This is a genomic window from Micromonospora sp. CNZ296 (assembly GCF_007827635.1).
This window is the reverse complement of record NZ_VISW01000046.1, coordinates 1-11,494: the sequence shown is the minus strand read 5'-3', so window position 1 is coordinate 11,494 and position 11,494 is coordinate 1. Positions and strand designations below refer to the sequence as shown.

Genomic DNA, 11,494 nt, shown 5'->3' with positions numbered 1-11,494 from the left:
ACACAACCGCCCATGATCGACGGTGGCTGCACCCGTTCACACACCACACCAAGCCCCAGCTCAGCCAAGGTCAACATCCCCGGCTGGAGTATTAGTGGATCATGCGTTTATCGTTGCCGGCGGCGAGATAACGAAACAGGCGCGGAACTGGATCGGCAACAAGCTGGACGCCTCAAAGCGCAGTCAGATCATGTTCATGGACCGGGAGGACATCCTGAACTTGTTCGTCGTAACCAACCTGCCGCTGCCGAGTGGGGCATGGCCAGAGACGCAGGGGAAGTTTTCGTTCGACGAGCCGCCGTTCTAGGCTCGACCCGGTCGAGATGCATTAGGCCTCAAGCGAACTGAGCGGTCAGCTTGGGAACCGGGTTGATCTACACCGTGGGGTAGACATCCGGCTCAGCAGACCAGCAAGCAGCGTCCAACTTACCGCTGCCAGCGTGCCGTGAACCGCCGGTGTCACCCCTGCACTGGGCACGCTCGCAGACTGGTGATCCAGTGCTGTCGTACGTTTCCGCCATACTGCTCACATGAACCTTTCCGTACAAAGAGAAAAGACTCGGGACAGTGCCCCAGATCGGGTCCGTACCCGGGTTCCGGGCACGGACGAGATCGGCACCATCGTTCAGACCAAGCAGGTCAAGAGCGGCCCCTACCTGGGTAAGAGAATCTCGACGGTCCTCTTCGAGAGCACCGGGGAGTGCCGGCTCTACCTGGACGACCGTTTGGACAAGCTGAAGCGCTAGCTGCCAGCACATCCGCCATCCCGTCTGCCATCGACCCGACCTCCTGGGGAGCGGGCCACCGCCCGGCCCGCCACGTCAATCGGACCTTGACGGCTCGTACGAGCGCTGGCGGGTCGGGCGGTGGTCTGCTCGGCTTGCCCGGGTCGACGGCAGGCGGGCTGGCTCCTTCCGCAGCCACCCACGGACCGTGACCCGCCGACGGAGCCCGGCCACCCTGGAGCCGGAGCGCCCCCGCCGGAGGCGCAGTAGCCGCGACCCCGCGACCGCCCCAGCTCGCCGACGCGGCCCGGCGTGCCCTCCCCTACGCCGCGCGGGCTCGTGGCCGCGCGGCCCGGCCGGCTGCCGGCCCACCCCCTCACTCGTCAACGGTCTCTTGTTCTGCGGCGGCCCTCCGGGCTTCCCGCTTTCCGCGCCAGCCGCCGGGCATCAGGCGTGACGGCCGCAGAGCGACAGCGGCAGCGGCCGGCGCGCGCCCAGGCGGCGGCGCGTGCGGCCCGCTTGTCGGGCCGCCTTGATAGACGTACAGAAAGTCCTCCCACACCCGGCCGACAGTCGGTGTCCTCCGTCGGCTGATGGGTCGCATGTAAACGCGTAGAAAGCCGGTTTTTCGGCAACGGGCGGTCGGGCTACGGTTCGCGGATGAGCATCCTGCCTGGCGCGACGAGGAAATCGTTCGCGGGTGGCGATCTTCGGCATCGCACCCTTGATGGGCACTCGTTCAAGTTGTGTGACTTCCGTGGCGTCGACCTTAGGGGCGCCTCGCTCCGAGGTGTCAGCTTCGCTGGCTGCGATCTGCGGGATGCCGACCTGCGTGACACGGATCTGTCCTACGCGCGGTTCAGCTACGTCCTGACGCACGATCCGGAGTACGGACGCACGGACGTTACCGGGGCTCGGTGGAACGGGGCCGACCTTCGAGGCGTCACCGCCGAGCGCGTCATTGGGTGGCCGCACAGCCTCTCAGACTCCGGGGTTTCGTCCAGTTGACGTGTCGGTACCCGGTGCTATTCTGGCGCTCATCGAGCACGCCAGCGCGGCCTTCCTGCCGGATCGCTGGACTCGACGTCGGAGATGCCGAGCGGCCTTACTGCCGCTGATGCGGGCCACCTCCCCGCCTGCTCTCAATCGCACCGGCCGCCGTGCCGTTTCTGAATCCGTTGATCGGCCCAGCACGGCCTTCCCTGCCGTCCACGATGGCCCGGATTCGCACATCTCCACGGGTGGGGGCAGCCTGCGGCAGCCCGCCGGATGCCGACATCCCAGGCTCCCCACCCGTGCCGGCTCAATGCCAAACCACGAGCGTGAAAGGACATGACCGATCGGCGGGAAGTGGCACGACCACGATTCCGCCCTCCGGCGTCAGCCGCCCTCTCGGCGGTGCCAGGAGACACGACGAACACCACCAGCGGACATGCGTCCACGGCTGGTGGTGCTTTGTCTCCCGTCCCTGCCACCCCCGCAAGAGGAGACCGCCATTCTCACCGCCTACCGCCCCGGCCTCGCCGCCGGTCGTGACGCCCAGGTCCTGCACCGCGCCGCCTCGCCGGGGTTCTCCGGCTGGCTGGAGCACACTCGCCCCGCCGGCGGCTGTGTTCGCCCGGTCCGCCTCACGGGCACGATCGCCGCCGTCGACCGCGACACCGGCCGAATCCTGAGCGAGCAGCACACCGACGAGTTGCCCGACCGGACGCTGTACAAGGCGTGCGGCAACCGCCGCGAATCGGTGTGCCGGGACTGCGCGTGGGTCTACCAGGGCGACGCCTATCAAGTCGTCTGTCGCGGTCTGACCGGCGGCAAGGGCGTCCCCGCCTCGGTCGGTCGGCACCCGGTCGTCTTCGTCACCTTCACCGCCCCGTCCTTCGGCCCGGTCCACCACCGCCACGTCCCAAACCACACCTGCCGCACCCGGCATCGCTGCGACTGCCGACCCGCGCCCTGCCGCGCCCGCAGCAACGCCGGAACCTGCCCGCATGGACAGCTCACGTCGTGCTTCGCCCGCCACGACGCCGACGATCCGCGGCTCGGGCAGCCGTTGTGCCTCGACTGCTACGACCACGCCCACCAGGTCGTCTGGAACTACTTCTCCGGCGAGCTGTGGCGGCGCACCAAGCAGGCCGCTGAACGCCACGTCGCCGCAACGTGCCGTCGACGCGGTATCCCGAAGGCCGGCGTCGTCACCGCCTCCGGCAAGGTCCGCTGGGTGCCGCCCGTGCGGGTGTCCCACGGCAAGGTTGCCGAGATGCAACGCCGGGGAGCCGTGCACTTCCACGTCCTGCTGCGCCTCGACGGCGTCGACCCCGACGACCCGGACGACCCGGACGCCCTCGTACCGCCACCGGCCGGCATCACCCTCGACGACCTGGAAGACGCGATCCACGCCGCCGCCCGGCAGATCACCGTCACCACACCCCCGCACCCCGACCAGCCGCAAGGGTGGCTGATCGCCTGGGGCGAGCAGGTCGACGTCCGACGCATCAACAGCAGCGACGGCGAGCTGACCGACGGCAAGGTCGCCGCCTACCTCGCCAAGTACGCCACCAAGGCCACCGAAGTCACCGGCCACTCCTCCAGCCGGCTCACCCCCGCCACGATCGACGACTACGCCGACCCCGGAGGCGACCACGTCGCCCGCCTCATCGACGCCTGCTGGCACCTCGGCCGCCCGACCCACACCGATGTGACCGGCGGCGCCGCAACCGCCGACGACCGTCAAGCCAGCCTTGACACCAAACCGAACGCTTACACCGGACTGCGGCGCTGGGCCCACATGCTCGGATTCGGCGGCCACTTCCTCACCAAAGCCCGCCGCTACTCCGTCACCTTCGGCCAGCTCCGCGCCACCCGCACCACCTACCGCCGCGAAGAGGACGACGAACCGGCCGACACGATCAGCGTCAGCACCCTCACCTACCTCGGCTCCGGCTGGCTCACCGAAGGTGACGCTCTCCTCGCCAACACCGCCGCGCGGCAGCGACGCGAGAGCAGACGCATCGGCCGGGAAGAACTCGTTCACGAAACCTGGGTGGCCGCATGACCCGTGACCTCACCCCCCGCTGGTACTCCCCCGCCGAGGTCGCCGTCCTGCTCGGCTTCGGCATCTCCAAGGTCAAGATGAAGATCGCCACCGGCGAGCTGCGCTCCATCAAGGACGGCAAGTACCGCCGCATCCTCCCCGAATGGGCCGACGACTACATCCGCGAGCAGGTCGAACGCCAGGAGGCCGCCTGATGCCCGGACGCGCCCGCGCCCGCGCCAACGGCGAAGGGTCCATCTTCCCGTACCGCAACGGCTTCGCCGCGTACGTCTGGGTCACCAAGCCCGACGGCCGGCGCACCCGCAAGTACGTCTACGGCAAGACCCGCGACGCCGTCCACGACAAGTGGATCAAACTGCACCAGCAGGCGAAGCAAGGTCCGGTGGCGACCACCGTCCCCACGGTCGGCACCTTCCTCACCTACTGGCTGACCGAGATCATCAAGCCGAACCGGGCACCTCTGACCTACGCCACCTACGAGACCTTCGTCCGCCTCTACATCTCCCCCGGCCTCGGAGCGAAGCGGCTCGACCGGCTCCAGTCCCGCGACGTGCAGACATGGATCAACCAGGTCGCCCGGACCTGCCAGTGCTGCGCCCAGGGCAAGGACGCTGCCAGGCCGAAGCACAAGAGCCGCTGCTGCGCGGTCGGCCGCTGCTGCCAAGCCGTCCCGTCGACGCGGACGGTCAGCGACATCCGGGCCGCACTGCGGGCCGCCCTCACCCACGCCCAGGCCGAAGACCTCATCACCAAGAACCCTGCCGTCGCGGTCACCCTCGCCACCGTCCGCCGTCGGCGGGGCAAGTCCTGGTCGAGCGACGAGGCACGGAGGTTCCTGGAATCCGCGAGAGCAGACGACGACCCGCTCTACGCCGCCTACGCCCTGGTCCTCGTCACCGGCCTCCGCAAGGGCGAAGCGCTGGGACTCACCTGGAAGGACGTCGACCTCGACGCCGGAGAGCTGACCATTGGCCGCCAGCTCCAACGCGTACGCGGACAGCTCCTGCACCGCGACACCAAGACCCAGGCGTCCGATGCCACTCTCCCCCTGCCCGACATCTGCCTCACGGCCCTGAAACTGCGGAGCGAGCAACGCGACGAGGCGAGAGCAGCCGCCGGCAAGGCGTGGCACGAAAGCGGACTCGTCTTCACCATCCGCTACGGCACCCCAATCGAACCGCGCAACTTCCAGCGCTCCTGGCAGACGCGGTGCGACAAGGCGAACGTCAAGGCGATCACCGTCCACGACGCCAGGCGCACCTGCGCCACACTCCTGGCCGACCTCGACGTCCATCCCAGAGTCGCCATGCAGGTGCTCAGGCACGCCCGCTTCTCCGTAACGATGGAGATCTACACGCAGGTCACATCGACAAAGACGAGAGAAGCCCTCAAGCGCCTCGGCGAATCCCTGAGCCGCTGACGAGAACTGCTGTACAAAGCTGCTGTACGGCAGCAGAAAGGCCACCTCCCGAAGCCGGGAAGTGGCCTTTGACCTGCGTGGGCGATACTGGGATCGAACCAGTGACCTCTTCGGTGTGAAACAGGACGCTGCACCGACTCTGACCTGCGGAAACGAGAAGACGCAGGCAGGGGTGGGTGCAGTTGCGTGCGGTCGGGTGCCGTTCGGTGCGGTTGAAGGCCGTTCAGTGCACCCTGTTGCTCCCAACCTACTCCCCCGACCCCGGGCACGTGACCGCGCGGCTGCGGCCAGGCTGAGACAGATCGTCCTGCAGGTCGTTCGTCAGAAATCCTGGCCGCTTACCCGAGCGGCCCTGGCTGACGCCGACGCCCGGCCAGCGACCGTTAGGCTCAGGTCGCTCCCGATCCGCTCCCACGGCCCGCTCGTTGACAGGACGTGCTCCCGATTCAGCCGGGGAACCACGTGGTCAGTTTTCAGGCGGAGCCGACACCTTCTCGGATCACGGCTTGCTACGGCGACTCGTCAGCCTCGACGCACCGCCGGGATGATGATCTCGTCAGGCTCGTGCGCCACCGACACCGCGAGTTTCCTTCAGCGGGCTCGATGTCGCGCCGATGGCAGGAAGCCCCACAATCAGCTTCGGGACACGGAGTGTGGCCCGCGCGGTGGGTCGCACTGCCAACGGCCAACTGTCTGGCTCTCGCGCGCGTTGGCGCCGGACGTGATCCGACCGCCGCGCGCTCCCGCACGGCCTGAGCGATAACTAGGTCGATAAGGAGCCGCGGCCTGAATGTGACCGAGGCTCCCGGGGCTGGGGCGACGGAAAATCGGTGGCGGCGTTGAGAATGCTTGGCCTGTGAACGACAGATGGCGTGACGTAGAGGCAGGCCGCCGTGAGCTCGACTGGTCCATCGCGGTCGGTGATCCGGCAGAGGCTACTTACCTGACACCACTGGGTCGTGAGACGGCGTCTCGCATGATAGATGATCTCGAAGCGTTATTCGGGCCAGGTTGGCTGCACAAGGCCGTGCGGCCCGCCAACGGTGTAGCTGGTCCGACCATGGGGCCATACTTCGCCTCGTTGATGGGCATTGGTGCCTTCGAAACCGTGGTGGGGCTGTGGGCGCGTCTGCAGTACCTGGTTGATGCCGCGACGCCGGGCGTCGGCCATCTGCGCCGAAACCTCCGAGCGAACCCTGTCGCCGACGAATTCCGCCACCACCTTGCCTTGGCGAGGCTCGCGGTGCAGGCGAAGGTGGCCGGCGCCAGGGTGATGCTGGAGCCCAGCAAGCCCCAAGGCGGCCCGGGAGACCTGCGGGCGGTTCGCGCCAGCAGCGACGTATTCCTTGAGTTGCGGACGCTCGGGCCGGACAAGAAGTTCCTGGAGTACAACCAGCAGGTGGAACAGGCGCAAGCGTTTCTCCGGCAGCTCGAGCATCGGCACGGGGTGCACTGGGACGGCGAACTGCCACACGAGCCCACCGATCAGTGGCGGGAAGCCGTGAGCTCCGCCGCGCAGAAGTCCGCGGCAGACAGCGCCATCGTCGAGGTTGCGCTGGAAGATGCGACTCTCACCGTGCGACCCGGCCCGGCGCCGGCAGGGACGGTGGTCTCTGGCCCGGTATGGGCGGCGGATCAGGGCCCTCGTCTGCTGCGTGCGCTTGTGGCGAAAGCCGTCAAGACGGAGTCAGCTGGAGCAGCCTGGTTGTGGTTGGAGGACGCCGGTGCCCTGTGGCCGCTCTCCGCGTTTGCCCAGGACTCTCTGCCGCGTAAGGAGGAGGCACTTCGCCGGGCCCTGGACCCGTTGTTCGACGCCCATCCGCATGTCCTGGGTGTGGTCCTCACCTCCGGCCAGCAGCGAGTCGGCACTCCCAGTAACGACATCGATCATGTCGGCCACCGTGGTGTAGCTTTTCGCCGGACGTTGCCAGGTGGCCTGATGCGCGAAAGCATTGTCGTTCACCGTCGCTTGGCCGTGCCGGGGCAGTATCTCCTCATGGCTGAGATGTGCGCTGATGAACCGGCATGGCTCGACCGCGCGCTGGAAGCTCTCGGAGTGCCCGGCGGTCTTGCCGCCCTGACCATCCGGCCGGCTCCGCCCGCCAAGCGATGGTCATCCGAAGGGCCGCGGCCATCGAGCCTCTATCTGCCGTCGTAGGTCAACGATCAGATGCTCCTCTTTCAATGATCTAAGCCAATCAGGCGGAGGCAGCGTCGCGGCAGCGGAACTGTCGTCCGGACGTTCTATCTTGGGGACGGTAAGGGAGGTCCGATGACCGAGTTGCTGACCGCGACCGATCTGGAACAGTGGTCGGAGCGCAACGACTCGCGCGAGCACCTGCCGACGTTGGTCCGGCGCCTCATCCTCGCGGTGGCTGCTCCGGAGACGCTGCGCATGCCCGCCGCCGAGGCCGTCGGGCTGCCCGGCCTTGATGGCGAGGTTACAAGTCCATCTGGTGCGCCGCCGTTCCTGCCGTTCGGCCGCTCGGTCTGGGAGTTGGGCACGGGCCGCGACCCCGAGGACAAGGCGCAGCGCGACTACCGGAAGCGGGTCGACGGGTCGACCCGGGACGAGCGCGCAGGTGTCGTCTTCGTGTTCGTCACGAGTCGGCGGTGGCCCGGCGCGCAGCGCTGGGTCGATCGCCGCACCGAGGACGGCGATGGCTGGGCGGGTATCCGGGTGGTCGACGCGGAGGATCTTGCTGCGTGGCTTGCGCTGTGCCCTGGAGTGCACCGGTGGCTGGCGTCCGAGCAGCTCGGGTGGGATCCGCACGGCGTGATCGGTCTTCGCGACTGGTATCGAAACTGGGCCGAGCGCACGCGACCGGCCATTCCGGCAGCGCTGCTACTGGCGGGGCGCGACGACCGAGTTCGCAGCCTCCGGGACCGGCTCCGCGCCAAACCGGTCGAGCAGGTGGTGGCTTCGGCGAGCCGAGACGAGTCCGTAGCGTTCGTCGCGGCCAGCCTGATGGCGGAGCCGCCACAGGACGTGAGCATCGTGTCACGCCAGATGTCTGATTCGCCGGTGGACAGGGCAGGCGGGTCGGAGGATCCGCTTGGCGCTGTTGATGATACGGAGCTGGGCGAGCTCGTCGGACCGCCCATCGCGGAGGAGGGTGACGCCGCAATGGGTCTAGCTCGCACCACCGGCGCACCGGCCGGACTCGAAGCGCTCCTGGAACGGGCCCTCGTCGTCGAGGACATGCGGGCATGGCGGCGGGTGGCCGCTCACGAGAGTCCGATGGTGCTCGTGCCGGTGTTCGCCGAGCCTGAGATAGGCGACGGCCTCCGTGCCGGTCACCACGTCGTGTTGCCTCGCGCCGGCCGGCCCGCCGATGATCGGCTTCCACGGCTACACCGGCACCTCGCAAGAGAGGCATGGATTGCTGCGGGACTTGATCACGACCGGGCCGACGAGTACGGACGAGCGGCGAGACGGAGTCTGGCATCGCTGCGTCGGCGCATTGGCCGTCCCGGTTGGCTTCGCCAGCCGCGGTGGGCCTCGGACGCCACGGCGAACCTGCTTGCTCCGCTGCTGCTCGCCGGTGCCTGGGCCGACGATGTTCAGGGCGATCTAGAGGCGCTGCAGAGCTTGACCGACCGCGGCTGGCGGGCGACTGCCCGGGACCTGAGCACGCTGACGTCAGGTGAGGACGCACCACTGCTCTTGAGGGACCGCCGGTGGGAGTTCGCCGATCCGGTGGATGCGTGGGACGCCCTGAATCACGCGCTGACGGCTGAGGATCTCGATGCGTTCCAGTCGCTCGCGCCGGGCGTGCTGGGCGAGAGCGACCCCGCTTCTGGGCTTACCGCACGCGAGCGCATCGCTGGTTGGCTCAGCGAGACAGGCGCGCCGCGCCGGCGGCACTCCAGCACGCTGCGCCGTGGGATGGCCACGACTGCGGTGATCCTCGGCGCGGTCGTCGGCGACCGTGAGCTTCCCGGCGGTGTCACCGGTCAGCAGCGCGCGTCCCGGGTCGTCCGCGAGTTGCTCCAGGACGCCAACGCCGCGCGTTGGCATGCGGTAGCTGATCTACTGCCGCTGCTGGCTGAGGCGTCGCCTGAGGGCTTCCTAGCGTGCGTCGAGCATTCCCTTGATGAAACTGACACGCCGGTGATGTCGCTGTTCGCCGAGACGTCCGGCGACTTCGGGCTCGGCGGTCAAAGCGCCCACTGCTCCCTGCTGTGGGCGCTGGAGAGCCTGGCCTGGTCGTCTGCACTGCTGTCTCGGGTAGCTGTCGTGCTGGGCCGCCTCGCCGATCAGGACCCGGGTGGGCGGCTCGCCAACCGGCCCAGCGCCTCTCTCGCTGCCGCCCTGCACCTGCACGTACCGCAAGGTGCGGGCGACGGGGCGACGTGTGTCGCTGCGCTCGACGCCGTCCGGAGAGTCGCGCCGGCGGCGGCTTGGCGGCTCGCGCTCGACCTCGTGAGCCACGCCAACCCAGGGATGATCAGCGGCCCGAAGTTCCGAGACTGGCCGCGGCCGGCGCAGGCGACCATGAGCGACACCGGCGACGCGCTGGACGCCCTGACCTTACGTATTGCCGATGATGCCGGCAGCGACCCGGACCGGCTCGCCGCCGCCTTCGCTCTCGTCCACCGGTTCCGGGAGACCGGCAGGCTCGCGCTACTCAAGGCAGCCGAGGCCGCATGGCCCGATCTGCAGGAGGAGTGCCGTCGCACCGTCCTCGCCAGCCTCGCCGAGCGGGTCGCGATGCATCGCCGGCACCCGGACGCGGGCTGGGCGCTGCCCGGCCAAGCACTCAAGGCCCTTGAGGCGTTCCTGGATGCCCACGCCCTCCCGGGGAGTCACCCCGACGATGCCGAGCTGTTCTCATGGCGGCCTTTTCGACGTGGGCTCAACCGTAACGGCGAGGATGCCGATCTGGAGGCGCTCGCGTCCGCGAGGGCTGAAGCAGTCCGACGCCGCCTCAGGGACGGGCTCCCAGCGGTCCTTCGCCTGGCCGAGGCGTCAAAGCTGCCGGCGGCCGTCGGCGACGCCCTGGCTGCAGTTACGGCCGCCCATGACTCAATGGTCCTCGAGCATCTCACGGGCTCGTCGCAGCCCCTGCACGCCATGGCTGCGGGTCTGGCGGCGCACCGACAACGGGAGGACGCAAGCTGGCTCGCTGGCACGGTAGTCGCCAGGCCCGCGCAGGCCGCAGCGCTGTGCCGGACCGCGGCGATCGACGAGGCTCTGCTGACGCTCGTGGACGGCCTGGAGGCGGACACGCAAGACGAGTTCTGGCGCGACATGCAGCCGCTGGGAGTTTCAGACGACCTGACGCCGACAGTTGTGCGGCGCCTCCTCGAGCGCGGCCGCGCGTGGACGGCGATCGAATTGCTCAGCGACGTTGGCGCCTGCGCCGACCGCGACCTGGCTATCCAGGCACTGATGGCGCCGGCCCTCGCGGCGACCGAAGACATCTCGCGCGCACAGTCACCGGAGTACACGATCGGACGCCTGCTCGACAATCTCGAGGAAGCCGGCGCGGATGACAATCTGCTCGCAGACCTCGAGTGGTTCTACCAGCCGCTTCTCGACCACAGCCGCAGGCCGATCGCTCTGCACCGAGAGCTCGCCCGCAATCCCGCCCGCTTTGTCAACCTCGTGTCCTTGCTGTACCCGCCGGACCTGCACACCGGCGCGGCATCAGGCGACGGCGAGCCAGCCGACGGAGAGACGACGGACCACACGGCGTCGTCACGGGCGTCCACCGCCGCCTGGGCCGTCCTGCGTGAGTGGCGCCGACCGCTCCCGGGGTCTGTCGATGGGCACCTGCCGACCACCGAGGACATGCTGCGGTGGGTGGAATCGGTACGCGAGAAGCTCACTGCGTCCGGCCGTGCTCACGTGCTGCCGCGCGTCCTAGGCAGTGCGCTATCCGGCGCCCTCACCGACGACGACGGCACCTGGCCCAGCGAACCGGTCCGCGACGTTCTTGAGATCCTTCGAGACACAGACCTCGACCGACATCTCGCTGTCGCCAAGATGAACCAGCGGGGCGTTACAGGCCGCGGTGTCTACGACGGCGGAGCGCAGGAGCGTGCGCTCGCCGATCAGTACACCGCGACGGCAGACCGTGTACGCGGCAGGTGGCCTCGCTCCGGAGCGCTGCTCGACGGGCTGAGCCGGTCTTACCGCGAGGACGCCCGCCGTGAGGACCGCTCGGCTGAAAGCGAGGGCGATCGTTGACGGCTAGGCCGTGTTTCGTAGGGCGTCGGTGTTGGGGCGTGGCGGTGGTCGCTAATTGAAGAGGTCTCCGGTAGTTGGTTCAGCGACCAAGCTAGAAC

General features: G+C 68.6%; 8 protein-coding genes. All 8 read left to right on the top strand.

All coding sequences use genetic code 11. The features are described 5' to 3' along the window. Window positions 1–94 precede the first annotated feature (94 nt). The gene (locus FB455_RS33640; protein WP_486481637.1) at window positions 95–307 is read left to right on the top strand and encodes a hypothetical protein; all 213 of its coding nucleotides are present in this window, start codon (window positions 95–97) and stop codon (window positions 305–307) included. A 223-nt stretch (window positions 308–530) separates the two neighbouring features. Continuing rightward, window positions 531–746 carry a hypothetical protein gene (locus tag FB455_RS33635; protein WP_145755786.1) on the top strand — a complete coding sequence of 72 codons (216 nt, stop codon included), beginning with the start codon at window positions 531–533 and terminating at the stop codon, window positions 744–746. A gap of 639 nt (window positions 747–1,385) precedes the next feature. Further along, window positions 1,386–1,733, top strand: a complete 348-nt coding sequence (locus tag FB455_RS33630) for a pentapeptide repeat-containing protein (RefSeq protein ID WP_145755785.1) — start codon at window positions 1,386–1,388, stop codon at window positions 1,731–1,733. Window positions 1,734–2,157: 424 nt separating this feature from the next. Continuing rightward, complete coding sequence (locus FB455_RS33625; RefSeq protein ID WP_145755784.1) at window positions 2,158–3,780, top strand: replication initiator; 1,623 nt, start codon at window positions 2,158–2,160, stop codon at window positions 3,778–3,780. Further along, entirely contained in the window at window positions 3,777–3,974 is a 198-nt protein-coding gene (locus FB455_RS33620; RefSeq protein WP_145755783.1) for an excisionase family DNA-binding protein, read from the top strand. The genes FB455_RS33625 and FB455_RS33620 overlap by 4 nt, the downstream gene beginning before the upstream one ends. Then, the gene (locus FB455_RS33615; protein ID WP_145755782.1) at window positions 3,974–5,200 is read left to right on the top strand and encodes a site-specific integrase; all 1,227 of its coding nucleotides are present in this window, start codon (window positions 3,974–3,976) and stop codon (window positions 5,198–5,200) included. The genes FB455_RS33620 and FB455_RS33615 overlap by 1 nt, the downstream gene beginning before the upstream one ends. Before the next feature lie 1,081 nt (window positions 5,201–6,281). Next, window positions 6,282–7,358 carry a hypothetical protein gene (locus tag FB455_RS33610; RefSeq protein ID WP_145755781.1) on the top strand — a complete coding sequence of 359 codons (1,077 nt, stop codon included), beginning with the start codon at window positions 6,282–6,284 and terminating at the stop codon, window positions 7,356–7,358. Between the two features lie 114 nt (window positions 7,359–7,472). Then, complete coding sequence (locus FB455_RS33605) at window positions 7,473–11,396, top strand: hypothetical protein (RefSeq protein WP_114919823.1); 3,924 nt, start codon at window positions 7,473–7,475, stop codon at window positions 11,394–11,396. Window positions 11,397–11,494: the final 98 nt, after the last annotated feature.

What these genes read in the sequence shown, in the direction of transcription:
- FB455_RS33635 (WP_145755786.1), top strand. Translation starts at nt 531, where the DNA reads ATGAACCTTTCCGTACAAAGAGAAAAGACTCGGGACAGTGCCCCAGAT.
- FB455_RS33630 (WP_145755785.1), top strand. Translation starts at nt 1,386, where the DNA reads ATGAGCATCCTGCCTGGCGCGACGAGGAAATCGTTCGCGGGTGGCGAT.
- FB455_RS33625 (WP_145755784.1), top strand. Translation starts at nt 2,158, where the DNA reads ATGCGTCCACGGCTGGTGGTGCTTTGTCTCCCGTCCCTGCCACCCCCG.
- FB455_RS33620 (WP_145755783.1), top strand. Translation starts at nt 3,777, where the DNA reads ATGACCCGTGACCTCACCCCCCGCTGGTACTCCCCCGCCGAGGTCGCC.
- FB455_RS33615 (WP_145755782.1), top strand. Translation starts at nt 3,974, where the DNA reads ATGCCCGGACGCGCCCGCGCCCGCGCCAACGGCGAAGGGTCCATCTTC.
- FB455_RS33605 (WP_114919823.1), top strand. Translation starts at nt 7,473, where the DNA reads ATGACCGAGTTGCTGACCGCGACCGATCTGGAACAGTGGTCGGAGCGC.